This window comes from Methylocystis echinoides, assembly GCF_040687965.1.
GTDB lineage: Bacteria > Pseudomonadota > Alphaproteobacteria > Rhizobiales > Beijerinckiaceae > Methylocystis > Methylocystis echinoides_A.
The window spans coordinates 117867-141968 of record NZ_CP156086.1 but is presented as its reverse complement, the minus strand read 5'-3'; the positions used below and the strand labels follow the sequence as shown (position 1 = coordinate 141968).

The 24102-nt window shown below is 64.0% G+C and carries 25 protein-coding genes and 1 pseudogene; 18 read left to right on the top strand and 8 right to left on the bottom strand.

The annotated features are described in order from the left end of the window. Positions 1 to 8: 8 nt before the first annotated feature. The 5 genes from RVU70_RS20815 to RVU70_RS20795 form a co-directional block, all read right to left on the bottom strand. A complete protein-coding gene (locus tag RVU70_RS20815) occupies positions 9 to 449 on the bottom strand; it encodes a regulator (RefSeq protein WP_363352050.1) in 441 nt (146 codons plus the stop codon). A gap of 146 nt (positions 450 to 595) precedes the next feature. Beyond that, positions 596 to 946 carry a metalloregulator ArsR/SmtB family transcription factor gene (locus RVU70_RS20810; RefSeq protein WP_363352048.1) on the bottom strand — a complete coding sequence of 117 codons (351 nt, stop codon included), beginning with the start codon at positions 944 to 946 and terminating at the stop codon, positions 596 to 598. Next, complete coding sequence (locus RVU70_RS20805) at positions 936 to 1385, bottom strand: Rrf2 family transcriptional regulator (RefSeq protein WP_363352046.1); 450 nt, start codon at positions 1383 to 1385, stop codon at positions 936 to 938. Before RVU70_RS20805 ends, RVU70_RS20810 begins: the two co-directional genes overlap by 11 nt. 84 nt (positions 1386 to 1469) lie before the next feature. Then, on the bottom strand, positions 1470 to 3743 hold the full coding sequence (locus RVU70_RS20800; RefSeq protein ID WP_363352044.1) for a family 2A encapsulin nanocompartment cargo protein cysteine desulfurase: 2274 nt from the start codon (positions 3741 to 3743) through the stop codon (positions 1470 to 1472). Positions 3744 to 3812: 69 nt separating this feature from the next. Beyond that, the gene (locus RVU70_RS20795; protein WP_363352042.1) at positions 3813 to 4760 is read right to left on the bottom strand and encodes a family 2A encapsulin nanocompartment shell protein; all 948 of its coding nucleotides are present in this window, start codon (positions 4758 to 4760) and stop codon (positions 3813 to 3815) included. A 345-nt stretch (positions 4761 to 5105) separates the two neighbouring features. On the opposite strand from RVU70_RS20795, the gene epsC reads away from it, so the two are divergent. The 4 genes from epsC (at position 5106) to RVU70_RS20775 (ending at position 8425) form a co-directional block, all read left to right on the top strand. Continuing rightward, positions 5106 to 6044, top strand: coding sequence for a serine O-acetyltransferase EpsC (gene epsC, locus RVU70_RS20790; RefSeq protein ID WP_363352040.1), 939 nt, complete (start codon positions 5106 to 5108; stop codon positions 6042 to 6044). 49 nt (positions 6045 to 6093) lie between these two features. Further along, positions 6094 to 7077, top strand: a complete 984-nt coding sequence (gene cysK, locus RVU70_RS20785) for a cysteine synthase A (RefSeq protein WP_363352038.1) — start codon at positions 6094 to 6096, stop codon at positions 7075 to 7077. 23 nt (positions 7078 to 7100) lie between these two features. Beyond that, positions 7101 to 8108, top strand: a complete 1008-nt coding sequence (locus RVU70_RS20780; protein ID WP_363352036.1) for a sulfate ABC transporter substrate-binding protein — start codon at positions 7101 to 7103, stop codon at positions 8106 to 8108. Positions 8109 to 8173: 65 nt separating this feature from the next. Next, positions 8174 to 8425: a hypothetical protein gene (locus tag RVU70_RS20775; protein ID WP_363352034.1), complete on the top strand. Its 252-nt coding sequence runs from the start codon at positions 8174 to 8176 to the stop codon at positions 8423 to 8425. 58 nt (positions 8426 to 8483) lie between these two features. On the opposite strand, the gene RVU70_RS20770 is transcribed toward RVU70_RS20775, so the two are convergent. The 3 genes and pseudogenes from RVU70_RS20770 to RVU70_RS20760 form a co-directional block, all read right to left on the bottom strand. Continuing rightward, positions 8484 to 8735 (bottom strand): hypothetical protein, encoded by a 252-nt coding sequence (locus RVU70_RS20770; RefSeq protein ID WP_363352032.1) that lies wholly within the window; start codon positions 8733 to 8735, stop codon positions 8484 to 8486. A gap of 169 nt (positions 8736 to 8904) precedes the next feature. Then, positions 8905 to 9206: pseudogene (locus RVU70_RS20765) on the bottom strand (hypothetical protein); the annotation flags it as partial. Between the two features lie 189 nt (positions 9207 to 9395). After that, positions 9396 to 9893, bottom strand: a complete 498-nt coding sequence (locus RVU70_RS20760; RefSeq protein WP_363352030.1) for a heme-binding protein — start codon at positions 9891 to 9893, stop codon at positions 9396 to 9398. 202 nt (positions 9894 to 10095) lie between these two features. On the opposite strand from RVU70_RS20760, the gene RVU70_RS20755 reads away from it, so the two are divergent. From RVU70_RS20755 to RVU70_RS20690, 14 genes are all read left to right on the top strand, one after another. After that, positions 10096 to 10713 (top strand): XRE family transcriptional regulator, encoded by a 618-nt coding sequence (locus RVU70_RS20755; protein WP_363352027.1) that lies wholly within the window; start codon positions 10096 to 10098, stop codon positions 10711 to 10713. 46 nt (positions 10714 to 10759) lie between these two features. Next, complete coding sequence (locus RVU70_RS20750) at positions 10760 to 11242, top strand: Rrf2 family transcriptional regulator (RefSeq protein WP_363352025.1); 483 nt, start codon at positions 10760 to 10762, stop codon at positions 11240 to 11242. 463 nt (positions 11243 to 11705) lie between these two features. Further along, the gene (locus tag RVU70_RS20745; protein ID WP_363352023.1) at positions 11706 to 14051 is read left to right on the top strand and encodes a DUF1549 and DUF1553 domain-containing protein; all 2346 of its coding nucleotides are present in this window, start codon (positions 11706 to 11708) and stop codon (positions 14049 to 14051) included. 31 nt (positions 14052 to 14082) lie between these two features. Further along, positions 14083 to 15537, top strand: a complete 1455-nt coding sequence (locus RVU70_RS20740; protein WP_363352021.1) for a DUF1501 domain-containing protein — start codon at positions 14083 to 14085, stop codon at positions 15535 to 15537. Positions 15538 to 15543: 6 nt separating this feature from the next. Then, on the top strand, positions 15544 to 15885 hold the full coding sequence (locus RVU70_RS20735) for a cupredoxin domain-containing protein (RefSeq protein WP_363352019.1): 342 nt from the start codon (positions 15544 to 15546) through the stop codon (positions 15883 to 15885). Continuing rightward, complete coding sequence (locus tag RVU70_RS20730) at positions 15882 to 16295, top strand: hypothetical protein (protein WP_363352017.1); 414 nt, start codon at positions 15882 to 15884, stop codon at positions 16293 to 16295. The genes RVU70_RS20735 and RVU70_RS20730 overlap by 4 nt, the downstream gene beginning before the upstream one ends. Before the next feature lie 22 nt (positions 16296 to 16317). Further along, entirely contained in the window at positions 16318 to 17208 is an 891-nt protein-coding gene (locus tag RVU70_RS20725) for a dienelactone hydrolase family protein (RefSeq protein ID WP_363352015.1), read from the top strand. A gap of 29 nt (positions 17209 to 17237) precedes the next feature. After that, on the top strand, positions 17238 to 17771 hold the full coding sequence (locus tag RVU70_RS20720) for a rhodanese-like domain-containing protein (protein WP_363352013.1): 534 nt from the start codon (positions 17238 to 17240) through the stop codon (positions 17769 to 17771). 9 nt (positions 17772 to 17780) lie between these two features. Continuing rightward, positions 17781 to 18332: a peroxiredoxin gene (locus RVU70_RS20715; protein ID WP_363352011.1), complete on the top strand. Its 552-nt coding sequence runs from the start codon at positions 17781 to 17783 to the stop codon at positions 18330 to 18332. Between the two features lie 33 nt (positions 18333 to 18365). Further along, on the top strand, positions 18366 to 18872 hold the full coding sequence (locus RVU70_RS20710) for a cytochrome c (protein WP_363352009.1): 507 nt from the start codon (positions 18366 to 18368) through the stop codon (positions 18870 to 18872). Positions 18873 to 18896: 24 nt separating this feature from the next. Next, positions 18897 to 19640, top strand: coding sequence for a cytochrome b/b6 domain-containing protein (locus RVU70_RS20705; RefSeq protein WP_363352007.1), 744 nt, complete (start codon positions 18897 to 18899; stop codon positions 19638 to 19640). 261 nt (positions 19641 to 19901) lie between these two features. After that, positions 19902 to 22367: a TonB-dependent receptor gene (locus tag RVU70_RS20700; protein WP_363352005.1), complete on the top strand. Its 2466-nt coding sequence runs from the start codon at positions 19902 to 19904 to the stop codon at positions 22365 to 22367. Between the two features lie 25 nt (positions 22368 to 22392). Then, positions 22393 to 23139 carry an outer membrane beta-barrel protein gene (locus RVU70_RS20695; protein WP_363352003.1) on the top strand — a complete coding sequence of 249 codons (747 nt, stop codon included), beginning with the start codon at positions 22393 to 22395 and terminating at the stop codon, positions 23137 to 23139. A 180-nt stretch (positions 23140 to 23319) separates the two neighbouring features. Next, a complete protein-coding gene (locus RVU70_RS20690; protein ID WP_363352001.1) occupies positions 23320 to 24090 on the top strand; it encodes an energy transducer TonB in 771 nt (256 codons plus the stop codon). The last annotated feature ends 12 nt before the right edge of the window (positions 24091 to 24102 follow it).

The following is a 24102-nucleotide window of genomic DNA, read 5'->3' as shown; positions in this document are numbered from 1 at the left end:
CGGAGAGCTTACATGTTGCGGCTCGCGTCGCGATCGTAGAGGCTGGCGAAGTCCGCCGCGCAGAGAGTCCGCACGACGTTCATCTCGTTATCGAGCGCCTCGTAGAGCGCGCCATCCCCATAGATCGCGAAGAGAACGACGGCGTCCTGATCGCCCCCGCCTTCGCGGTGCGGGTCGTCCGAGGGCGGCGCGACGGTGAAACGCCCCGTTGGCCTGATCTCCTTGAGCCGCCCGTCGACATGATACAGGCGATGCTCGCCCTGCAGCGTCATCGTCTTGTTGAGCGTGAGATGCCGATGCAGGATGATCTGCCGGTTGGCCGCGAATTTGAAGACGACGTGCATGACGCCGTGTTTGTCGTCCATGTCGAGAACCGACAGCGATAGATGATCGATGCCGTCGATCTGTTTCCAGCAGATATTGTGGTCGTCGAAAGCGAACGCGCGCATGGGCTCTTCCTCCTCTCGCTCCGGCGCAGATTAGAGAAAGCCGGCGCCGGGCGCCCATGGCGAGACGCCTTCCTGCAACCGGGCAATTTGCCCGATCTGCGCAGTCGCCGCCGATGATCTGGAACGATACGCGACAGAAGGGGCGATCAGGGCCGCGCAGGACAGAAAATGTCCGAGAGCAATTGGATCATCGGTTTGAGACGCTCGTCGCTCAGCGAGTAGTAGATCGATCGCGAGTCTCTGCGCGTCGTGACCATCCGATCCTTGCGCAGCCGCGCGAGATGCTGCGAAAGCGCCGACTGGCTGAGGCCAACGGCGTTCTGCAGGTCCATCACACAAAGTTCAGCACCATGCAATTCGCAGAGGATCATGAGCCTGTGCCCGTTTGCGAGCGTCTTGAGAAATCGCTCGGCTTCTTCGGCCTTGGCGGCGAGCGCGGCGAGGCCGTCGTCGCGGGCTTCTCCTGCGGACTGCGGGCCTGCGCTGTCAGATGTCATAGAAAAGAACTTCAGCTTCGGCTCGGGCCGCGTCCGACATCTGCTCGAGAGAACAATTGTCGAGAACGTCGGACAGCGCGCGTTGGGCGTCCAACATGACTTTGCGGACCGCGCAGGCGTTTTCATCGACACAGTCGTCACAGCGGCGGTAGCGCGTCTTGCTCGCGCAGGGCATGGGCGCCAGCGGGCCGTCGATGGCCCGCACGACGTCGCCGACGATGATGTCGCGCGCCGGCCGGGCGAGGCTGTAGCCGCCGCCCTTGCCCATGCGCGAATGAACGAAGCCGGAGTTGCGCAGCTCACAGAGAATGGCGTCGAGAAACTTCTTCGGGATGTTCTGGCTCTCGGCGATTTCCAGAACAGGCACGGGGCGCCCGAAATTCGACCGGGCGAGATGCACCATCGCCTTGAGGCCGTATTTTCCCTTCTTGGTGAGCACGGCGGCGACTCTCCGGATGACGTCTCGAACGTCTCCGTAGCAGCCGATCGCGATCTAGTCAACTAGTTCTATAGACTTAAAACGTCACAGTCGTCCCCGGCCGGCCTGCAGCTTCAGCAACGCCGCCACCAGCGTGTCCACGTCGGCGCATGTGTTGTAGAAGGCCAGCGACGGCCGCACGGTGGCTTCCAGGCCGAAGCGGCGCAGGATGGGCTGGGCGCAATGATGGCCGGCGCGCACGGCGACGCCCTCGCGGTCCAGCGCCTTGCCCACGTCCATCGGACTGTGGCCGTCGAGCACGAAAGACAGCACGGACGCCTTCTCGGCCGCCGTTCCGATCAAGGTCAGTCCCGGAACGAGGCGCATTTTCTCGGTGGCGTAGACGAGCAGGTCATGCTCGTAGCGCGCGATGACCTCCATGCCGATGCTCTCGACATAGTCGATCGCGGCGCCGAGCCCGACCGCGTCGGCGATATTGCCGGTGCCGGCTTCGAATCGCTCGGGCGCGCCCTGATAAATGGTCTTCTCGAAGGTGACGTCCGCGATCATATTGCCGCCGCCCTGCCAGGGCGGCATGTGCTCGAGAACCGCGTCCTTTCCGTAGACCACGCCAATGCCGGTCGGTCCGAAAACCTTGTGGCCGGAGAAGACGAAGAAGTCGCAGTCGAGCGACTGGACGTCCACCGGCATATGCGAAACCGATTGCGCGCCGTCGATCAGCACGCAGGCGCCATGCCGATGCGCCATGGCGGCGATCTCGCGCGCGGGCGTAATCGTCCCCAGCGCGTTCGACACCTGCGTCACGGCGACGATGCGCGTGCGCGGGTTCAGGAGCTTCTCATATTCCTCGAGAATGAGCTGGCCGCGGTCGTCGACGGGCGCGACGCGCAAACGCGCGCCTTTTTCGGCGCAGAGCATTTGCCAGGGCACGATGTTGGCGTGGTGCTCCAGCAAGGAAACGACGATCTCGTCGCCCTCGCGCACATTGCGGCGGCCCCAGGCCTGCGCCACGAGATTGACGCCCTCCGTGGCGCCGCGCACGAAGACGATGTCTTTCACGTTCGGAGCCTTGAGGAAGCGGCGGACCTTCTCGCGCGCCGCTTCATAGGCGTCGGTCGAACGCGCCGCCAGCGCGTGGGCGGCGCGGTGGATGTTGGAATTTTCGTATTCGTAGAAATGCGCCAAGCGGTCGATCACCGACTGCGGCTTTTGCGTGGTCGCGGCGTTGTCGAGCCAGATCAGCGGCTTGCCATGCACCTGCTGCTGCAGGATCGGGAAGTCGCGTTTGACCCGATAGGGATCGAAGGCCTGCCGCGTCTCCGGCGCGCTCGCTGAAAGTTCGGGCGCATAGCCCTGCGGCGCGGACGGCTCGGCGGGCGTCGTGTCGAGAACGCCCGAATGGCCGCCGCTATGGCTCAGGAAATAAAGCGCGTCGCTGGCGGCCGGCCCGCTTTGCCCGACGGCGGGGACGCTGTCGAAGCCGCTCGACGCTTGCTCGCCGCCGATCGGCGGCGTCGCCAGGGCCGCTGCGTCGGACAAACGGTGGGGATCGGCTTCGGATGGTCCGGAAATGGCGAAGCGCTCCGGCGCCGGCGCGGCGCTGGCTTCTGCGAGCGCGGGCGCGCTCGGCGCGGAGACGGGGATATTCGGGTGGCCGAGCTCCGGCTGCGGCGCGACGGCGGGCGCGTGCGGCGAGAGATAGGCCGGCGCGTCGGGCTGCGGCGCGCGCGCCGGGTCCGCGCTCGCCGGAACGCCGCGCTCGTGCAGGAAATAGAGATTGTCGGAGCGCGCGGGCGCAACGCCGCCCGGCACGCCGGGTTCGAAAAGGCCGAAATCGCCCGGCGCCGCGGCGCGGTCCTGCGGAACGAGCGCCATGTCGGCCGGAAGCAGCCGCGGGATCAGACTGTAATCGACGTCGGACGGGATCGTCGACGGATTAGAACTTCCAACCGACGCGCCGGGCTGCGGGATCTGGTCGAGTCCGAGCGGCCGCGTCGGCGATTGCAGGCCGGTCGGCGCGGCGGGCGCGGGGATATTGGGCGTCGGAACGACGGAAGGAATCGTCGTCTGCGGAATGTCCGGCGGGCCGAAGGAGGCGCGCGCCGGCGCATAGGGGGCGACCGTCGTCACCACGGAGGGCGCCGGGGCGTCGGGCAGGCTCGGCGTCAACGCCGGCGGACCGAACGGCGACGGAGAAGCGGCGAGCGCCACGGGCGGCTGCTGGAAAAAGGCGTTGGCGAGCCGCGCGATGACGTCCGCATCGATCGCGGGCGCCGCATGATGGCCAGCGTCCTGAACGGGAATAGTCTCGAGAGGCAGATCGGCGGACGCCGGAACGGCGGGCTTCGCGGACGTCATGAACTACGCATTCCCCGTGAATGGGGCCGGCGGCGGGCGCCGCCGGCCTGTCTCGTCAGTCTGCGCGGATCAGACGCGCTTATCGTCGTAGTCGTGGAATTTGCTCACGTCGACGTCCTCGAGCACGCCGAGCGCGTCATGCGTCAGCACGGCGGCCGAGCAGTAGAGCGAGATCAGATAGGACGCGATGGCCTTGCGGTTGATGCCCATGAAGCGAACCGAAAGGCTCGGCGCCACCTCGCCGGGAACGCCCGGTTGGAACAGCCCGATCACGCCCTGTTTCTTCTCGCCGGTGCGCAGCAACAGGATGTTCGTCTTGCCCGTCTCGTCGATGTAGAGCTTGTCGCTGGGCACCAGCGGAAGACCGCGCCAGGTCAGGAACGGCGAGCCGAAGAGCGTCACGGTCGGCGGCGGCACGCCGCGGCGCGTGCATTCACGCCCGAAGGCCGCGATCGCGCGCGGATGCGCCAGAAAGAAAGCCGGCTCTTTCCAAACCCTGGCGATCAGCTCGTCGAGATCGTCGGGCGTCGGCGAACCCAGGCGCGTCTTGATCTTCATCGAGGGCGCCGCATTGGCGAGGAATCCGTATTCCGGATTGTTGATGAGTTCGGATTCCTGCTTCTCCTTCACTTTTTCGGTGAGGAGGCGGACCTGTTCCTGAATCTGGTCATAGGGATGGTTGTAGAGGTCCGAGACGCGGGTCTGCACGTCGAGAACGGTCGTCACGGCGTTCATCGAATATTCGCGCGGCGCTTCTTCGTAATCGACGAAGGTCTCCGGCAGATCCGCGTCGCGGTCGCGCGCCGGGCTGCACTGGACGTCGGCGTCGGTCAGCGCGACCGCCTCCTTGACCCTGTTGAGACGATAGATGCCGGCCTCGACCGGCACCCAGGGAAGGAAGGAGATCAACCAGCGCGGCGTAATGCCCGACCATTGCGGGCGCGTCTTCGTGGCGTTTGCGAGCTGGCGCGCCGCCGCCTCGCTCAACGTGCGCCGGACTTCAGGTTCTGTTGTCATGCAATCTTCCTGGAACGGGCGTTCGGCGACGGAGCCGCCGCGCGCCTGTGGCCGCGACGAACGCCGCCGTTGAATTACTGCTCATCGCCAACGATTTGCTTGCGATGGCCGCCAGATTACACAGCTTCAGGCGGGTTTCAAGAGTATTTTCCAAGCTTAATTCTTTAAATACATATATAGTTCTAGTAAACCACATAACCTTTACAAAAAACATTGGCTTTCAGGATGGCTGCGACCCCGCCCTCGCGGGAGACGCCGCTTCCCCACGCGTTTCCTGTTGCCTTTTCTAATTTAGTCTATATTTTTTATCAAGTGTTAGCGCTCCCTTTGCCGAAGGCTTGGTCGATGACCGAACAAATTGACAGAATATCCCGCGCTGCGGACGCCTTCGATGCGGCGCGGATCGTCTCCGCGCTCGGCGAATTGAGAAAAGCCTCTCAAAGCAGGCGATATGGCGCCGGCCGGCTTCCTGAACTGCCGTCGAAGGCGCGCATCGTCGATCTCGTCGAAGATCTGACCGCCGTTCTCTATCCGCGCCACTTTGGCCCGTGCGAGCTCACGCCCGAGACGACGGACGCTTATCTGATTCGCACGCTCGACCGCGCGCTGCGCGCCCTTTGCGAACAGATCCGCCGCGAGCTCGCGCTGTTCGATGCGGACAAGGCGGCGGAAGCGCCGCGACAGGCGGAAGAGATCGCGCGCAAATTTGCGGCGGCGCTGCCCGAGGCGCGCGCGCTTCTCGACAAGGACATCCGCGCCGCCTTCGATGGCGATCCGGCGGCGAAGTCCCTCGACGAGGTCGTGTTCTGCTATCCCGGCGTCGCGGCGGTCATCCGCCACCGCGTCGCGCATCGCCTCTATCGGCTGGGCGCGCCGATGATTGCGCGCATCATCGCCGAGATCGCGCACGCCGAGACGGGGATCGACATCCATCCCGGCGCGCAGATCGACGAAGGCTTCTTCATCGACCACGGCACCGGCGTCGTGATCGGCGAAACGACCGTCATCGGCAAACGCGTGCGTCTCTATCAGGCCGTAACGCTCGGCGCGAAGCGCTTCGCGGTCGACGAGACGGGCGCGCTCGAGAAAGGCAAGCCGCGCCATCCCATCGTCGAGGACGAAGTGGTGATCTACGCCGGCGCGACCGTCCTCGGGCGCATCACCATCGGCCGCGGCTCCTCCATCGGCGGCAATGTGTGGCTTACGCATAGCGTGCCGCCCGGCAGCAACATCACCCAGGCCAAGGCCCATGTCGAATTCTTCGACCATGGCGCGGGAATCTGAAAACCCAGTCGCGGCGCGAGCCGAACGCAAACAAGGAAAGGATCGGCGCATGACGGTTCACAACGTGAATTTTTCGCCCGCCGCGCGACCGGGACGCGGGCGCATCTACGAGTCGATCACGCAAACCATCGGCGACACGCCGATCGTCAGATTCGATCGCATCGCGCGCGAAAAGGGCGCGAAGGCGAATATTCTCGCCAAGCTCGAATTCTTCAACCCGATCGCCAGCGTCAAAGACCGCATCGGCGTCGCCATGATCGAGAAGCTGGAGCGCGAGGGACGCATTGCGCCGGGACGGACGGTGCTCATCGAGCCGACCTCCGGCAATACCGGCATCGCGCTCGGCTTCGTCGCGGCGGCGCGCGGCTACAAGCTCGTCCTCGTCATGCCGGAGTCGATGTCGATCGAGCGGCGCAAGATGCTCGCGCTGCTCGGCGCCGAACTCGTGTTGACGCCCGCCGCGCAAGGCATGAAAGGCGCGCTGGCCAAGGCCGACGAGCTCGTCGCCAAGAACCCCGACGCGATCATTCCGCAGCAGTTCGAAAATCCCGCCAACCCCGAAATTCACCGCCTCACCACCGCCGAGGAAATCTGGAACGACACCAATGGCGAGATCGACTACTTCGTCGCCGGCGTCGGCACCGGCGGCACGATCACCGGCGTCGGACAGGCGCTGAAGCCGCGACGCCAGTCGCTGCGGATCGTCGCCGTCGAGCCCGAGGACTCGGCCGTGCTGTCGGGCCGCCCGCCGGGACCGCATAAAATCCAGGGCGTCGGCGCCGGCTTCGTGCCGCCCATCCTCGACCGCAGCGTCATCGACGAGATCATCACGATCGGCAATCAGACCGCCTTCGACACGGCGCGGCTCGCGGCGCGTCTGGAAGGCGCGCCGATTGGCGTTTCCTCCGGGGCCGCCCTTGCCGCGGCGCTGGAAATCGGCGCGCGGCCGGAAGCTTCCGGCAAGAACGTCGTCGTCATCATCCCCTCTTTCGCCGAACGCTATCTGTCGACGCCGCTGTTCGAGGGGCTGTGACCAAAGTGGAGCACGAAAGAAGAATGAACGCTCGCCTTTCTCTTGCGTTGGCGGCGCTGGCGCTCGGCGCCGCCGCCATCTCCACCGCGCGCGCCGACGCGACGCTCCTGAACGTCTCTTACGACCCCACGCGCGAGCTCTACAAGGCCGTCAACAAGGCATTCGCCGCGCAATGGAAAAAGCGGACGGGCGAAACAGTCGATCTCCAGACGTCTCATGGCGGGTCCGGCGCGCAGGCGCGCGCCGTCATCGAAGGGCTTCCCGCCGATGTCGTGACGCTCGCGCTCGCCAACGACATCGACGCCATTGCGTCGAAGACCGGCAAAATCCCGCCGGACTGGCAAAAGCGTCTTCCAAACAATTCCGCGCCCTACACGTCGACGATTGTCTTTCTCGTGCGCAAGGGCAATCCCAAGGCGGTGACGGATTGGCCCGATCTTGCGAAGCCCGGCGTCACCGTGGTGACGCCGAACCCGAAGACGGGCGGCGGCGCGCGCTGGAATTTCCTCGCCGCCTGGGCCTATGGGCTGAAAGCCTTCAAAGGCGATGAGGCGAAGACAAAAGCCTTTGTCAAAGCGATTTACGACAATGCGCCCGTCCTCGACACGGGCGCCCGCGGCTCGACGGTGACCTTCGCCCAGCGCGGCATCGGCGACGTGCTGATCACCTGGGAGAATGAAGCCTTCCTCGCCCAGCAGGAGTTCGGCGCCGATAAATTCGAAATCGTCACGCCGTCCCTTTCCATCCTGGCCGAGCCCGCCGTCGCGCTCGTCGACGGCAATGTCGACGCCAAAGGGTCGCGCAAAGCCGCGGAGGCCTTTCTCGACTATCTGTTCAAGCCGGAAACGCAGGCGCTCATCGCCAAATTCGGCTATCGCCCGGCCTTTCCCAAATATGCGGCGGCGTCCGACCTGAAGCGTTTCTCAAAGGTCGAGCTCGTCACGATCGGCGAAGGATTCGGCGGATGGCCGGCGGCGCAGAAGAAGTTCTTCGCCGACGGCGGCGTCTTCGACGAGATACAGAAACGTTAGGCTGTCGGCCGCACGGGCGACCACCGTCTCCCCGCCGCGCCGTTATGCGCACTGGATTTGGCCAGATGACCAGACCGCTTGCTTGCGTCCGACCTCTCGTCGTTTCCGGCGTCCTCGCGCAGACGCTGTTTTGGCTTTGCACCTTGCAGGAGCCGCGGAACGAGGCGCTGCCCTTCGACCTCGTCTTCTTGTGGCTGACCGCGCCCGCGATCCTGCTGGGTTATCGTGATCGCTCGCTCCCGCTCGCGGCAGGCCTCGCCGCCGCGAGCTTCGCGATCAACGCCGGGCTGCTCCTCGCGGCTCTGAACGCGGCCTGAGCGCCGCCCGCGATCAGCATAAAGCGCCGGGCCGGCGACCGCATGCGCATCGAAAGCTCTAGCGCCATCCCCACAGGCAGACGTTCGTCCAAACCTGCTCGAAGCCCGTCCACACGTATTGAAAGCAGTCCGTTCCAAAGTCATGCCCTTTGTAGCACGTCGGGCAATCGCCCGGCAGGCGCGGGGCGAAACGGGAGCCGGCCACGACGACCGGGCTTCTGTCGACGAGATCATTTGCGTCGGCTTGCGGCGGTGCGGCGAACAAGAAGAGCGCGCTGGCTGATAAGGCAATTCTCTTTGCGCCTGTCATGGCGAACCTCCCAATAGAAAGGGCGATGTCGTCATGTAAGCTTCGCGCCGTTCGCGGCAAGCCATGTTCGCCGCAAGCCTTGTTCGCCGCGAGTCCCTTTCTTCCGAAAGCCTGCCGTGGGCTCAAGCGGCGCCGGCAAGCGGAACGCGGGCGCACGCCGCGGCCCGCGTCACGGCCTTTTCGAGACTCGAAAGATCGTTCCCGCGCCATCCTCGCTGATGAACAGCGCGCCGTCCGGCGCGACGGCGACGTGACGGGACGTCCCCAGACGCGCGTCTCGTCGATGACGAAGCCGGTCACGAAATCCTGATAGGCGCCTGTCGGCTTTCCCGCCGCGAATTTGAGGCGCACCACTTACCAGGGCCAGCCATAGAAGGCGCCGGGCGTCACATGCGTCGCATAATCGGGCGGCAGATCGTCTCCGAGCATGTCGCGCTCATTCACGACGCGCCAGAGATCATCGGCATTCGGCCGCTCTCAGACCGGAGCAATTTCGAATGCGCGCGACCATGCCGCCGCCCTTCGATTTTTTGCCATTTGCGCAGAGAAAGGCCCGCGCCGCCGGGCGTTGCGCCAATGAGAAACTTTCGGGCGGCCGCGTTGTTCACGCCGTCCGCAAAGAAGACTGGTCAGGACCGGCCGCGCCCTTTCGTCAGCCCGTTACTTCAGTTGATCCGTCGCCTTGTCGATGGCGGCTTTCGCGCAGGCTTCGTCCTTCTCGCCGCCAGGCGCGCCGGAGACGCCGACGGCGCCGATCACCGTGTCGCCGGTCTTGATCGGCAGCGCCCCTTGCGCGGCGACGACATTGGCGAGATGCACCTGGCCCGAGGTGGGGTTGTCCTTGACGCGCTGCGCGAATTCGCCGGAGGGCACGCGAAAGGTGCGCGACGTATAGGCCTTGCGCAAGCTGTTCTCGATCGTATGCGGCGAGGTGTTGTCGCCGCGCAGCGACACGAGCGGCTGTCCTTCCAGACCGACGACGGTCACCGACACATGATAGCCCTGGCTCAGACAGGCGTCATAAGCGGTTTGGGCGATGTTGAGCGCAATCGGCGTCGAAATCGCCTTGAGGGTCAGAAGCTCCGCCCTGGCGACGGACAAGGAGAAACAGCTCGCGGCCAGCAGCCCGGCGGCGATCGTGACGAAACGGGACTTCATTGGAATTTGCTCCACGCAAAGGTCGACGCGGTCGACATGCTCTTTCATACTAAAATGATGCGTTTTGATGGGCAAGGCCGAAAATCGAAAATCTCGTAAAAGCGATAAAGCCCTTCTATCGCAGGCGTCTTGCCGACGTTCGAGCGCCGCTTGACGTCTCCGCCAAAAGGTTCAATATGCACATGTGATAGGATTTATAGATATGTCAAAACATAGAGACCCGCTTGAACCCGCCGCCGGCGACGCGGTGGCCGTGCTCGTCGCGGAGCGCCTGCGCAGATTGATCGCGAAGAAAGGCCGCTCCTTCGAGCGATTGGCGGAATTGAGCGGCATCGACCCCTCCGAACTCATGCGGATCGAAGCGGGCGCGGTCACGCCGACCATCAATCACCTTTGGCGGATCGCCAATGCGCTGGGCATTTCCTTCGGCAGTCTGGTGGCCTCGCAAGGCCGCCGCGACGTGCTGGTGTTCCGAAAAGGCGCGCGTCAGAGCGTCGCCTCGGACGACGGAAAATTTCGCACCCGCCCGCTCTTTCCCTATGATTCACAGCGAACGGTCGAATTCTACGAGGTCGAGATCGCTCCGCATCATCGCCACAGCGTCGAGGCGCATGCGCCGGGGACGAAGGAAAATCTCGTCATCGCCAGGGGATCGCTCGAAGTCATCGTCGGACGCGAAGCGCCGCAAAAGCTCGGCGAAGGCGACGCCATCGACTTCCTGGCCGACGTGCCGCACAGTTATCACAATGCGTCGCCCGAGGCAGCCACGGCCTATCTGGTCATCTCCTACGACTCGGCGTCCGGCGAAGCCAATAATTGAGTTTTTTCGAGCTTTTTCTTCGATATCGCAGTCGAGGCGGCGCGACATGCTGACCAAGAAAGCAAAATACGCCTTGAAGGCGCTCATCTACCTTGCGCGATTTCGACCCGGCGACGCCGTCGCGATCGAAGAGATTGCGGTCGCCCAGGACGTGCCCCGGAAATTCCTCTCCGCCATCTTATGCGAATTGCGCAACGCCGGCCTCGTCGAGTCGAAGAAGGGCAAGGGCGGCGGCTATACGCTCGCGCGGCCCGCAACCGCCATCTCGGTTGGCGCCGTGGTGCGCGTCATCGACGGGACGCTGGCGCCGATCCGTTGCGCGGGCCAGAAAGGCTTCCAGCCCTGCGACGATTGCCGTGAGCCGGAGCGTTGCGCCATTCGGATGGTGATGCTCGACGCAAAGCGCGCGCTCGCCAATGTTCTCGACAATTTCACGCTCGCCGCAATGATCGCGGCCCCGGCGGCCGACGGCCCGCTCATCAATATGTCCGACGCCGCCGCGCCCATCGTCCGGCGCCTGCGCGCCTGAAGAAATTTTTCGCCATCGCGTTCGAGGCCTTCTCATTCCTGTTGATCCGCGGTTGACACTCCTTACCTTTTTAGTATGATTTCAGTGGACAGCTCGCCGACCCTTCTTCCTCTGCGCGGCAAGGTGTCCAGCTCCCTCACTTGGCAAGTGACGGCTCGCCTCTCGTCCGGGGCGGGCCGTCATTTTCTTTTTGGGCGAAGGAGCGTTGCGCCGCCCCCAGCCAATTCGTTGCGTCTCCGCGCATCCCGCGCGCCGTGCGCCTCATGAAACGCTCTGCGGCCGTGGTCTGACTGCGAAGCCGCGCAGGCGCCGCCGCGTCACGCCCGCAGCGTCGGCGGAATGCGTCACATTATGCTATTTACCCGGTAGACTTTGACGGTTTTATCGCTTAATTTGCCTTCGTCGCGGCCGCGCGCGCCGCAAGCAACCATTCGCAAAACCGCCCGGGACCGAGGCCCAAGAGATGACATCGACCGCAAAAAAAGCCTATCTCGCCATGTTTCTGAGCGTTTCGATCGCTGCGCTTGCCGTCGCCGCGGAGGGTCAACCCGGAAACCAGACTGTCGCGCCGGCCACGGAAGCGCCGAAGCCCGCTTCCAAGCCACATTGGTCCTGGCAGCCCGTTCAGGCGCAATTCATTCCGAATGTGAAGCAGAAGGACTGGCTGCGCACGCCGCTCGACGCCTTCGTGCTGACGAAGATCGAAGCCAAGGGCCTGACGCCGTCGAAAGACGCCGACCGCGCGACCTTCATCCGGCGCGCGACGCTCGACGCCTGGGGCGTCGTGCCGACGCCGGAGGACGTCGCCGCCTTCATCGCCGACGCGTCGCCCGACGCCTATCAAAAACTCGTCGATCGCCTGCTCGCCTCGCCGCGCTATGGCGAACGTCAGGCCCGTCTGTGGCTCGATCTCGCGCGCTACGCGGATTCGACCGGATTCCAGAACGACAGCACGCGGCCGAATTTCTTTCGCTACCGCGATTATGTGATCAAGGCGTTCAACGAGGACAAGCCCTATTCGCGCTTCATTCAGGAGCAGATCGCCGGCGACGAGATCGCGCCCGCAGATCAGGACGTGCTGGTCGCGACGGGATTCCTCGCCGGCTATCCCGACAACAGCAATTCGCGCGATCTCGTTCAGCGCAAATACCAGATCACGACCGACATGGTCGACACGGTCGGCCAGGCGATTCTCGGCACGACCGTCGGCTGCGCGCGCTGCCACAACCACAAGACCGACAAATTCACGCAAAAGGACTATTATTCGCTGCAGGCCTTCTTCGCCAATACGGCTTTCGAGGAAAAGGCGCCCGCGAAGAAAGGCGAGCAGGAGCTCGCCTATGAAAAGGCGCAGGCGATCTACGACGAAGCCACCAAAGACATTCGCGCCAGGCAGAAGGCGATCATCGATTCGGTGCGCGACGCGGCGCTCAAATATCACAAGGAGCGTTACCTCACCGACAGCCGTGAATCGATCTTCAAGCCCAAGGAGCAGTGGAACGCGCTCGACCGCTGGGTCAATCACCGGCTCGACGCCGTGACCGACCAGGCGCAGCTCGCCGCCTTCCTGCGCTACGCGGCGGAAGACAAGACCGCGCCCGAGCACAGCCCGGAGATGGTTCAGAAGTTCGAGGAGTATGAAAAACTCAGAAAGGAGCTGCAAAAATACGTCGACAAGCGGCCGACGCGCGGCGCCAACACTTTCACGACGGCGACCGAACTCGGCCACCCCGACGCGCCGCCGACGCATATTTTCTTCGGCGGCAATCACGAACGCCCGCTCGAGGAAGTGCAGCCCGCCTTCCCCGAGGCCATCACCGCGGAGAAGCCCGACATCAAGCCGACGGAGACCTCGTCGGGCCGCCGCACGGCGCTCGCCAACTGGCTCGCGAGCCCGGGCAATCCGCTGACGGCGCGCGTCTTCGTCAATCGCGTCTGGAACCAGTATTTCGGCAAGGGCATTGTCGCGACCGTCAGCGACTTCGGCAAGGCCGGCGACAAGCCGACGAATCCCGAGCTCCTGGATTACCTCGCCGACAGCTTCGTGAAGGACGGCTGGAGCGTCAAAAAGCTGCATCGCGCCATCCTGCTCTCCGCGACCTATCGTCAATCCTCCGACTATCGCGAAGACGTCGCCAAGGCCGACCCGGAAAACAAGCTTCTCGCCGTCTTCCCGCGCAAGCGCCTGGAAGCGGAGCAGATCAGGGACTCGATTCTCGTCGCCTCGGGCAAGCTCAATGAACAGATCGGCGGCCCGAGCGTGTATCCGCCGGTTCCGGCCAATCTCATCGGCGGCAATAATTTCAACGCCGACCCGGCCTGGACGACGTCGAAAGACCCCAAGGATTACGTGCGCCGCAGCCTCTATATCTTCACGCGCCGCAGCCTCCCCTATCCGCTGCTCGAGACCTTCGACATGGCCAATGCGCAGCAGATTCACAGTAAGCGCGACGTGACGACGACGCCGCTGCAGGCGCTCACGCTCTACAACAGCGATCAGATCTTTCAATGGTCGCAGGCGCTCGCGGGCCGCGTGATCAACGAAGCCGGACCCGACGAGTCGGCGCGGATCGACCGGCTCTATCAGATCCTGTTCTCGCGCCAGGCCACGGATAGTGAAAAAGACGCGCTGCGGGCCTTCCTGGATCAGCACCAGAAGACGATTGCGCAGAAGGCCGACGACGGGAAGCTCGCCATCGCCATCCCGGTCGGCGTGAAGGAAAAGCCCGCCGACCCGCTGCGCGCCTCGGCCTTCGTCGATCTCGTCCACACCGTGCTCAATTCGAACGACTTCGTCTATCGCTTCTAACAACGCCGGACAAACAAGGGGATTTACAGAAATGCTGATCAAGAGCTCACGTCGTGAATGGCTGCGCGGAGCGGCCTATGGTCTCGGCGGCTACGCCGTCAGTGGCATGTTGCCGGGCGGCGGCTGGTTCGGCGCGCCGCAGGCGAACGCCGCCAACTTCCTCGATCCGCTGGCGCCCAAGCCGCCGCATTTCGAGCCCAAGGTGAAATCGGTGATCTGGCTGCATATGGACGGCGCGCCCTCGACGCTCGATCTCTTCGACTATAAGCCCGAGCTCGTGCGTCTCGCCGGACAGGAGACGCCCGAGTCCTTCCTCAAGGGCATCAAGACCAGCACGCAGGGCGGCGTCGGCAAGCTCTTCGCCTCCAATCGCACGTGGAAGCAATATGGCGAGAGCGGCGCCTGGTTCTCCGACTGGGTTCCAAACATAGCGCAGCACGCCGACAAGCTCACCTTCATCAAGTCGAGCGTCACCGTCGGCGCGACGCACGACATTTCGATCCTCAAGCTCAACACCGGCGACGTGAGCCCCGGCCGTCCGTCGCTCGGCGCCTGGGTTACTTATGCGCTCGGCTCCGCCAATCCGGATCTCCCCGCCTATGTCGTGCTCTACAACGGCAAGCGCGAGCCGCGCGCCGGCTCGGTCAACTGGAGCTCCGGCTTCCTGCCGGCCGTCTATCAGGGCACGGCCTTCCGCCCCGGCGCGCAGCCGATCCTGCATCAGGCGCCGCCGGATCTCATCGGCTCCGAGCAGCAGCGCGAAAGCCTCGATCTCCTGAAGAAGCTCAACGATCTTCGCGCGGCCGCGCACCCCGAGGACAGCGAGCTCGAAGCGCGCACGCGCTCCTATGATCTCGCCTATCGCATGGAGTCGACCGCGCCGGAGGCCGTCGATCTCTCCAAGGAGACCGAGGCGACCAAGGCGCTCTACGGGCTGAACGAAGACGCGACGAAGGATTACGGCACCGTGCTGCTGCGCGCGCGTCGTCTCGTCGAGCGCGGCGTTCGCTTCATCCAGGTCGTATCCGGCCCGATCGAAGGCGCGGGCGTGGGCGACGACGCGAATTGGGACGCTCATCGCCAGCTCGAAAAGAACCACAGCGCCCACACGCGCGCGGTCGACAAGCCGATCGCCGGTCTCCTCGCCGATCTCGCGTCGCGCGGTCTCCTCGATCAGACGCTCGTCGTCTGGACGTCGGAATTCGGGCGCACCTCCTACGGCCAAAGCGGCGACGGCCGCGACCATAATCCCTGGGGCTATACGCAGTGGCTCGCCGGCGGCGGCCTCAAACATGGCTTCAGCTATGGCCAGACCGACGAGATCGGCCTGAAGACCGTCGAGAATCCCGTCGACACTTACGACGTTCACGCGACGGTTCTGCAGCTCCTCGGCCTCGACCATCTCAAGACGATCTATCTGAAGGCCGGCCGCGCGGAACGTCCGACGGTCGTTTACGGCAAGGTCGTCAAAGACATTCTCGCCTGAACGCCCGTGCGTCTTCTCAGCATCCTTCTCATTGGCGGGCTGGCAGGCGTCGTCAGCCTCCCAGCGCACGCCGACGACGCGACGCCGACGGCGACGATCGTCATTGAACGCTTTGCTTTCGAGCCCGCCGAGATCGCCGTCAAGGCCGGGAGGAAAGTCGCGTTCGTCAACAAGGATCAAATGCCCCACGGCGTCGTCGGCGAAGGCGCCGGCGGAGAAGTCTTTCGTTCCGAAGATCAGATCGAGGAAGGCGGAACCTTTAGCGTCACGCTCACCAAGCCGGGCGAGATCGCCGTTTCCTGCGGCCTTCACGCCAATATGAAAGGAAGGATCACGGTGACGCAATGAGCGACCGGTTCAAGCCCGTTCACGGATTTTCCGTCGTCGCCTTGGTCGCGCTCGCCTCGAGCGCGCCGGTGCTCGCGGCGATCGATCTGCGCGATTACGACAACGACCTGATGCGCGACCTCGACAAGACGATCAAATATTTCGAGCCGGACATCACCGCGAAAAACGCCGACGCCGCCAAGGAAGACGCGCAAATCCTTCTCGACGGCTTCAAATACACGGAGAACTATTTTTCAAAAAAGAACGCCGAGGATGCAGTGGAGATTTCCCGAAAGGGCGTGAAGGTCATCAGCGACGTCATCGCTCGGGTCGACGGCGGCGATTTCGACGCCGCCGCGGCCGCCGCGCGCGAGGCGCCGCAACTCTGCAAATCCTGCCACGATCTCTATAAGCCGCGCCTCGCGCGATAGCGCCGAACTTTCAGGAATCAGCATGACCCGAAAAACCGCAAACGACTTCGATCCGGAAGTCTTGAAAATCTTCGACCGCTATGTCCACGGCGACATCAGCCGCCGCGCCTTTCTCGATCGCGTGGCGACGCTCGGCCTCGGCGTCGCCGGCGCGGCGGCGACGCTCGACGCTTTGCAGCCGCGCTTCGCCGAAGCCGAGCAGATCGCCAAGGACGATCCGCGCATCATCGGCGCGATCACGCAGTTTCCCTCGCCCGAGGGCAATGGGTCGGTGCGCGGCTATCTCGTGAAGCCCGCCAAGACGACGGGGAAGCTGCCGGTCATTCTCGTCGTACACGAGAACCGCGGCCTCAATCCGCATATCGAAGACATTGCGCGGCGTCTCGCGACCGCCAATTTCATCGTCTTCGCGCCCGACGCGCTGGCGCCGCTCGGCGGCTATCCCGGCGACGAAGACAAGGCCCGCGAGCTTTTTCAAAAGCTCGATCAGGAAAAGACGCGGCAGGATTTCATCGCCGCCGCAAAGGCGCTCGAAGCGCTTCCCGACAGCAACGGAAAGGTCGGCGTCGTCGGCTTCTGCTACGGCGGCGGGATCGCCAATTTTCTCGCGACCAGACTTCCCGAGCTCGGCGCGGCCGTTCCATTTTACGGCGCGCAGCCGAAGGCGGAGGACGTGAAGAACATCAAGGCGCCGCTGCTCCTTCACTATGCCGGCGTCGACGACCGGATCAACGCCGGCTGGCCCGCTTATGAAGCGGCCTTGAAGGACGCCAAGGTCGACTATCAGGCTTTCGTCTATCCGGGCGTCCAGCACGGTTTCAACAATGACACGACCCCGCGCTACGACGCGGCCGCGGCGAAGCTCGCCTGGGGACGCACCATCGATTTCTTCAACGCGCATCTGCGCGGCTGATCGACGCCTTCCACGAAAGAGAACATCCCATGCAAACGTTGTTGCGCTTCGGCGCAGGTCTTCTGTTTCTCATTGGCGCCGCATCGAGCGGTCTCGCGCAAAGCCAGACCGCCGCGCCGGCCGCGCCGCAACCGTCTGCGGCTGCGACGCCGGCGGGGGAAGCGGTCACGCCGGCGAACGACCCGGCTTACACTTACAAGACGCTGCGCCTCAACCGCAGCGCCTTCGACGCGATCGCCGCGCATCCCGAACAGCTTCTGGTTCTCGACGTGCGACGCCCCGACGAGCTGACGAAATTCGGCGGCTTTCCGGTCTATCTGAGCGTTCAGACAGGCGACGTGCAGAAGAGCCTCGCGTTCATTCCGCGCGACCGGCTCATCGTCGTCGTTTCCAATCGCGCCCATCGCGCCGGCGCGATCGGCGACCTACTCACCGGTTACGGCTTTCACGTCGCCGGCGCCATTGGCGTGCGCGACTATGAGGACGAAGGCGGCGCCCTCGTGAAGCTCGCGCCGCCGCCGCCGAAGACCGCCGCCGCCGCGCCCGCGTCCCCTCAGAAATAGGCCCCCATCATGATCAAGCCAATTATCGCAAGCCTTGCGTTCGCGCTGCTCATGAGCCCGGCCCAGGCCGCCTTGAAGACGGGCGATCGCGCGCCCGACTTCACCGCCCCCGCCGCGATCGGCGGCAAGGACTTCAGCTTCTCGCTCGCGGAGGCGCTGAAGAAGGGCCCCGTGGTGCTCTACTTCTACCCGAAGTCCTTCACGCGCGGCTGCACCATCGAGGCGCATGAATTCGCGGAGAACTTCGATAATTTCACGGCGGCTGGCGCGAGTCTCGTCGGCGTGTCCGGCGATCCGATCGAGGTGCAACGCGAGTTCTCGACGAAGGAGTGTCGCGACAAATTTCCCGTCGCCGCCGATCCATCGTTCAACGTCATCAACGCCTATGACGCCAAGCGCCTCAAGCCGAGCGCGACTGGAGATACGGTCGCCGATCGCATCTCCTACATCATCCTTCCCAATGGGAACATCGGCTTCTCACTCATCGACTCGAACCCGTCGCGACATGTCGAGGCGACGCTCGAATTCGTCCGCAAGTGGCGCGAAGACAACAAGCGCTGATCATCTTTCAAGCCCTCATGGAGCCTTAGTCGCATGCAACGCATCTCTTCGCGCGCTTTTGTCCTTGCCTCTCTCGTCGCCGGCGTCGCCGTGGGTGGCGCCTTGTTCGCCTCGGCGCGCGCCCAAAGCCCGCAGCCGACGCCGCCCTCGCCGTCGAAGCAGGCGGTCGAAAACCGCAAGGCGGCCTATACGCTCATCGGCAATTACTTCCGCTATTTCGGCGCGGTCGCCAAGGGAACGGTTCCCTATGACGAGGCGGAGGCGACGAAACGCGCGACGCGCATCGCCTTCCTTTCGGGGATTGTCGAAGACGCCTTTCCGGAAGGCTCGAATGTCGCGGAGCCCGACTCCAAGGCCAAGCCCGACGTGTGGAGCAACCGCGCCGACTTCGACAAGAAGCTGAAAGATTTCCAGGCGCACGCCCAGGCGCTCGCCGAAACCAACGCCAAGGAGAAGGCCGCGACTGACAGTTTGAAGACGGCGATCGCTTCCCTGGCGCAGGACTGCAAAGGCTGCCACGAAACCTATAAGGCGAAGTAAGGCGAGACGGCGACGGGGCACGACATGACCACGCTCGACACTGACGATCTCTCGACAAGAGCCGCGCGCCAGGCGCAGGACTTTCGCAAGGTCTGGGACTGGCCGACGCGGCTCTTCCACTGGAGCCTCGTAGCCGCCATCCTCGGCGCCTATGCGACGAACCGGTTGGGCGCGAACTATTTTACGGCTCACCTTTTCTTCGGCTACGCCACCATCGTCCTCGTCGTCTTCCGCATCGTCTGGGGCTTCGTCGGGACGCGCCATGCGAGATTTTCCAGCTTCGTCGAAGGCCCGCGCGGCGTGCTGCGTTATGTCAGCGCCCTCGGCCGGGGACGCAAGACCCGCTACGCCGGCCATAACCCGCTCGGCGCGGTGATGACGCTCATTCTTCTTGGCGCGCTCGGCGCAGAGGCGACGCTCGGGCTTTTTGGCGATGACGAGATTTTCAACGCGGGTCCGCTCGCGGGCCTCGTCAGCAAGGACGCAAGCCTCGCGCTCACCAGCCTGCATCGAAAGTTCTTCTATGTGATTCTGTTCGCCATCGTCCTGCACGTCGGCGCCGTCTTCGCCCATGTGCTGTTGAAGGGCGAGCCGCTCATTCGCGCCATGCTGACGGGCTTTAAGCCCGCCGTCCTCGTCTTGCCGGAGGAGGCGATCGCCTCCTCCCGCGGCGTCCTCGCCGTCGTTCTCCTGACGGTCCTGGTCAGCGCCCTGGCGCTCGGACTGCAACTGGCGCCGCCGCAGGACATCGACGTCGCTGGATTTTAACTCTACTCCAAAACTATGATTAATAAGGGCGGGCGACGACTGGCCCCGCTGATCGCCGACCCTGGGCCGCGCTCCGCCAAAGAGCGCGGCTTTTGTTTTTCATGCTGCATTTGTTGCTAATTTGCAACTGAGTAGAAAAAACGCCGACGCAAGCCGCGACGCGCCCCGAAATCCCCCGAGCGAGCTTGACCAGGCTCTTTAATCCTACATAGTTAGTAGATCAACTAATCGGCCAGTCGGCACAAGGGCGTGGAGTTAAACATGACGTGCAGCGCTACGGCGTTTCGCAGGAAGCTTCTCTCGGGCGTCGGACTTGCGCCGCTCGCCTTCATGGGCGGCGTCATCGCCGTCGCAACCGCGCAGGCGGAGGACGCGCAGGTCGAAGAGGTGAAAGTCACCGCCCGCCAGCGTGAGGAAAAGGCGCAGGACGTGCCGCTGCCGGTCAGCGTCGTCGGCGCCAAGACGCAGGAAAGGGAACGGCTCGAGCGCCTGCAGGACTTCGCGCAGAAAGTGCCGAATTTCGTTCCGTCGATCACCAATCCGCGCACCTCCGCCATGTCGATTCGCGGCATTTCCGGCATCTCCGGCGGCGCGGATGGTTCTGAATCGGCGGTCGGCCTCATCGTCGACAATGTCTTCTACACCCACGTCGGCTTCCAATGGGCGGATTTCGTCGACCTGCAGTCTTTCGAGGTCGCGCGCGGACCGCAAGGCACGCTGCTCGGCAAGAACACCACCGTCGGCGCCGTCGTCATTCGCACGCAGCTCCCGGCCTTCGCGCGTTCGGCCACCTCTGAAACGACCTTCGGCAATTACGACCGCGTCACTCAGAAATTGAACGTCACCGGGCCGATCATCGACGACAAGCTCGCCTATCGCGTCACCATGTATTACGACCGCGGCAACGGCTGGATCAACAATCAGTTCAACAGCCAGCAGCTTCTCGACAATAATCGCTGGGGCGTTCGCGGGCAGCTGCTTTACGTCGGCGACAATTTCACCGACCGCCTGATCTTCGACCGGCTGCGTTCCGACGAATACAACAATTACGCCGGCATTATTGGCGACTCGTTTCCGCTATGGGCGAACGGAACCCGGGCGACGACCTATTCGCAGAATGTCGCGACGCGTTTGCGGCAACCCATTCTCACCTACAACCCCTACCGGCCCTATATGACCCGCCTGGGCAAACTCGATCAGAGAACCACGGGCGCCTCGAACGAGGTGAACTATCAGATCGGCGACAATACGCTGACGGCGGTCAGCGCCTGGCGCGAATTCACGCTGCATCCCAATAACTCAACCGGCAATAATCTCTTAGACATCAGCAGCAACGCCTATGACGTCTGGGTGGATCAATATTCGCACGAGACGCGGCTCGCGTCGCCCGCCGGGCAGGAGCTCGAGTGGACGATCGGCAATTATAATCTCTATGAAAAGGTCTTCTCCTACAATCACGTCGACTACGGCTCCGACGCCTCGCAATGGTTCTCCAACAACTTCAACGCCAATCCGTTCAACCTGTGGGGGCTCTCCTATCGCAACGACGGCAAGGCGCGCACCTTCAGCACGGCGGCCTTCGCCCAGGCGACCTGGCATATCGACGAACAATGGGCGGTGACCGCGGGCCTGCGCGACACCTATGAAATCCGCGAAGGCTCCAATTTCGGATGGATCCAGGGCCTGACCAATTTCAATCAGATCGCGGCGGTCAGTCAGGCGACGGGCGGCACGACCTATTTCGACACGGGCGGTCAGCGCAAAACCGTCAATTCGCTCTCCGGACTGTTCAACCCCTCCTATCGGTTCAATGAGAATGTGATGGCCTATGGCTCCGTCGCCCGCGGCGAGAAGTCCGGCGCGGTCAACACGCAGGCCCTGCCCATCTTGAACAGCCGGGGCGTGTTTCAGGCCTGGCAGCCGGTCATCACCAAGCCGGAAGTCTCCTGGGACTACGAACTCGGCGTGAAAACGAACTGGCTCGACAACCGGCTCATCGTCAACGCCAACCTCTATTGGAACGATATTTTCGATTTCCAGTCGGTGCTGGTGAACACCGATTACACCGACGTCAACGGCGTGCCGATCCGCAAGAATTTTCTTGGCAACATAGGACATGTGCGTCTGCGCGGCTTTGAATTCGATGGGCGCTGGAGCCCGATCGACCGCCTGTGGTTTACTTTTGCGGGCGCTTACACCAATGCGCAATATGTCGATTACGCCAAGGCGGCCGCGCCCGCCGAGTGGCTGTGGCCGGCGTCCTCCAACGTCAATGGCGCGCCGGCGCCGCTTTACATGAGCCTTTCCGGACACAGCATCACCGGCGGCGTCTCCGGCAATAATCCCGTGGCGCCCGTTTCCGGCAATGTCGGCTTCAACCACGAATATCCGCTCGGGCCCGTCCTGCGTGATTATGGCTTTGCGGGTCCGGTCACGCTGTTTTCCTATTCGAACGCGGCGTGGAGCGCAAAGACGCAGCTTTCCAACCCCAATTCGGTCTATCCGCTGTTCATGCCCGCCTACGCGATCTGGAACGCCGGCGTCGGCCTCAAGACGGATGACGAGGGCTACAGCTTCAACCTGTGGGTCCGCAATCTGCTCAACGAACGCGTCTTCATCGCGCAGACCGTGGGGTCCGGCGGCTCGAACGGTTCGTTCTCGACCGTGACCTTCTCGGCCCTCAACCCCCGCACTTTCGGCGCCACGCTCCGCATCAAGCTTTACTGACCCTTCCTCTCGAGGAGTTTCCCGCATGAACCGTCCAACTTGCCTGCGCCTCGCCGCCCTCGCCTTCGCCCTCGCCGCGAGCGGCGCGCGCGCCGCCGATCTTCCCAACGCCAAAGCGCCGCCCCCGCCGCCGCCCCCGCCAGTCTTCAGCTGGCAGGGCGGCTATATCGGCGGCTATGCAGGCGCGCTGCTCGGCGAAGGCTCCTTCACGCTCGGCAACCAGACGCCGTTGCGCGGCGCGGCCTTCGTCGGCGGCGGCGCGCTCGGCTATAATTATCAGTGGACGGAAACGATCCTTCTCGGCCTGGAAGCGGATATCGGCTACCGCGGCGTCATCCGAGCCGGTTTCACCGGGAATGTTTATCCAAGCGCCACCAACGCCGGCGTGCTCGGCACGGTCCGCGGCCGCGTCGGCTACGCCGTCGCGCCGCGCTGGCTGCTGTTCGTGAGCGGCGGGCTCGCCTATGGCACGAATTTTCTGCCGAACAGCGTGACGTCTTACGCGCCGCTGGCCTATGGCCGCATCAACAACGGCCCGACCGTCCGGCCTGGATGGGCCGCCGGCGCCGGTTTCGAATACGCCTGGAGCGACCGCATTTCGGTCAAGGGCGAATATCTCTACGCCTGGCTCGCCGACACCGGCGTTTCCTACACGACGCCTGTCGGCGTCTTCGGCGCCAATGTCTCGAGCCAGGGTCATATCGTGCGCGGCGGCGTCAATTACCATTTCGCCGCCGGCGCGCCCGCCGCGGCGCCTGTGCTGCCCCAATAACCTGCAAAACCACTTAGAAAAACCTCACGCGGGCTCGAGGCGGAAACGCTTCGGGCCCGTGATTCATTGGGGGAACGCTCAAAAGTCGCGCAGAGGCGCCGTCACTTTCTATATTGCGTCTATAGGATTTATCGGTTACTCAAACGGAGGCTCCGAGCTTCGAGAAAGAGGGCGTTTCAGATGGCGACAGCTGTTGCAGCGGATTTGGAAGACGCAGTCGCGGATGCTCCGTTCTCCTCGAACCCGCACGGCGTGCAGGGCCTGCTTCAACCAACGCCGGACCGCCCGCACTACAAGGCGCAGCTCGCCGCCGCCGCCATCTACGCGCTGCTGCTCGGCCTCACCGTGACATTGTCCTTCAAGGCGGCGGAAGTCGCGATCGAAGAGCAGCAGGTCATCGAACTGGCCCCGCTGCCGGCGGAGGAGCCGCCGCCGGAAGACGTTCTGCCCGAACCGGAGGAGCTGACGCTCCCCGAGCCGCCGCCGCCGATGCTGGACCCGATTGCGCCGGTCGAAGAGGCCCCCAAACCCAAGCCGGTCGAAAAGCCCAAAGTCGAAAAAAAGGTCGAGCCGCGGCCGCGCAATGACGCGAAGCCCGCGCCCGCCCAGCCGCGCGCGGCGGCCCCGACGGGCGCTCGGACCGACGCGCCCGCCGTTCGCGCGCCAGCGGCGCCGCCCGGCGCGACGCCGTCCGCGATCGCCAACCAGTTCCACGCCTGCATGCAGCGCGCGGCGGCGAACGCCTATCCCGAAGCCATGGCGCCGCGCACCGCGCATATCGCCTATCACGCCTCGTTCAGCGCGACGGGCTCGATGACCTCCTTCTCGATTTCGCCTTCGGGCATTGGCCCCTTCGACGCCGTCGCGAACCGCCTCGGCGCCCGCTGCGGCTCGGTCGCCGCGCCCGGAAAGCCGGTGTCGCTCTCCGGCGCCTTCACCTTCAGCCCTTAAGAGTCACGAGAA

What these genes read in the sequence shown, in the direction of transcription:
- RVU70_RS20780 (WP_363352036.1), top strand. Translation starts at nt 7,101, where the DNA reads ATGAACGCTCGCCTTTCTCTTGCGTTGGCGGCGCTGGCGCTCGGCGCC.
- RVU70_RS20800 (WP_363352044.1), bottom strand. Translation starts at nt 3,743, where the DNA reads ATGACGTCCGCGAAGCCCGCCGTTCCGGCGTCCGCCGATCTGCCTCTC.
- RVU70_RS20760 (WP_363352030.1), bottom strand. Translation starts at nt 9,893, where the DNA reads ATGAAGTCCCGTTTCGTCACGATCGCCGCCGGGCTGCTGGCCGCGAGC.
- cysK (WP_363352038.1), top strand. Translation starts at nt 6,094, where the DNA reads ATGACGGTTCACAACGTGAATTTTTCGCCCGCCGCGCGACCGGGACGC.
- RVU70_RS20690 (WP_363352001.1), top strand. Translation starts at nt 23,320, where the DNA reads ATGGCGACAGCTGTTGCAGCGGATTTGGAAGACGCAGTCGCGGATGCT.
- RVU70_RS20695 (WP_363352003.1), top strand. Translation starts at nt 22,393, where the DNA reads ATGAACCGTCCAACTTGCCTGCGCCTCGCCGCCCTCGCCTTCGCCCTC.
- RVU70_RS20775 (WP_363352034.1), top strand. Translation starts at nt 8,174, where the DNA reads ATGACCAGACCGCTTGCTTGCGTCCGACCTCTCGTCGTTTCCGGCGTC.
- RVU70_RS20705 (WP_363352007.1), top strand. Translation starts at nt 18,897, where the DNA reads ATGACCACGCTCGACACTGACGATCTCTCGACAAGAGCCGCGCGCCAG.
- RVU70_RS20815 (WP_363352050.1), bottom strand. Translation starts at nt 449, where the DNA reads ATGCGCGCGTTCGCTTTCGACGACCACAATATCTGCTGGAAACAGATC.
- RVU70_RS20755 (WP_363352027.1), top strand. Translation starts at nt 10,096, where the DNA reads ATGTCAAAACATAGAGACCCGCTTGAACCCGCCGCCGGCGACGCGGTG.
- RVU70_RS20725 (WP_363352015.1), top strand. Translation starts at nt 16,318, where the DNA reads ATGACCCGAAAAACCGCAAACGACTTCGATCCGGAAGTCTTGAAAATC.
- RVU70_RS20740 (WP_363352021.1), top strand. Translation starts at nt 14,083, where the DNA reads ATGCTGATCAAGAGCTCACGTCGTGAATGGCTGCGCGGAGCGGCCTAT.
- RVU70_RS20710 (WP_363352009.1), top strand. Translation starts at nt 18,366, where the DNA reads ATGCAACGCATCTCTTCGCGCGCTTTTGTCCTTGCCTCTCTCGTCGCC.
- epsC (WP_363352040.1), top strand. Translation starts at nt 5,106, where the DNA reads ATGACCGAACAAATTGACAGAATATCCCGCGCTGCGGACGCCTTCGAT.
- RVU70_RS20750 (WP_363352025.1), top strand. Translation starts at nt 10,760, where the DNA reads ATGCTGACCAAGAAAGCAAAATACGCCTTGAAGGCGCTCATCTACCTT.
- RVU70_RS20795 (WP_363352042.1), bottom strand. Translation starts at nt 4,760, where the DNA reads ATGACAACAGAACCTGAAGTCCGGCGCACGTTGAGCGAGGCGGCGGCG.
- RVU70_RS20730 (WP_363352017.1), top strand. Translation starts at nt 15,882, where the DNA reads ATGAGCGACCGGTTCAAGCCCGTTCACGGATTTTCCGTCGTCGCCTTG.
- RVU70_RS20770 (WP_363352032.1), bottom strand. Translation starts at nt 8,735, where the DNA reads ATGACAGGCGCAAAGAGAATTGCCTTATCAGCCAGCGCGCTCTTCTTG.
- RVU70_RS20700 (WP_363352005.1), top strand. Translation starts at nt 19,902, where the DNA reads ATGACGTGCAGCGCTACGGCGTTTCGCAGGAAGCTTCTCTCGGGCGTC.
- RVU70_RS20720 (WP_363352013.1), top strand. Translation starts at nt 17,238, where the DNA reads ATGCAAACGTTGTTGCGCTTCGGCGCAGGTCTTCTGTTTCTCATTGGC.
- RVU70_RS20810 (WP_363352048.1), bottom strand. Translation starts at nt 946, where the DNA reads ATGACATCTGACAGCGCAGGCCCGCAGTCCGCAGGAGAAGCCCGCGAC.
- RVU70_RS20745 (WP_363352023.1), top strand. Translation starts at nt 11,706, where the DNA reads ATGACATCGACCGCAAAAAAAGCCTATCTCGCCATGTTTCTGAGCGTT.
- RVU70_RS20715 (WP_363352011.1), top strand. Translation starts at nt 17,781, where the DNA reads ATGATCAAGCCAATTATCGCAAGCCTTGCGTTCGCGCTGCTCATGAGC.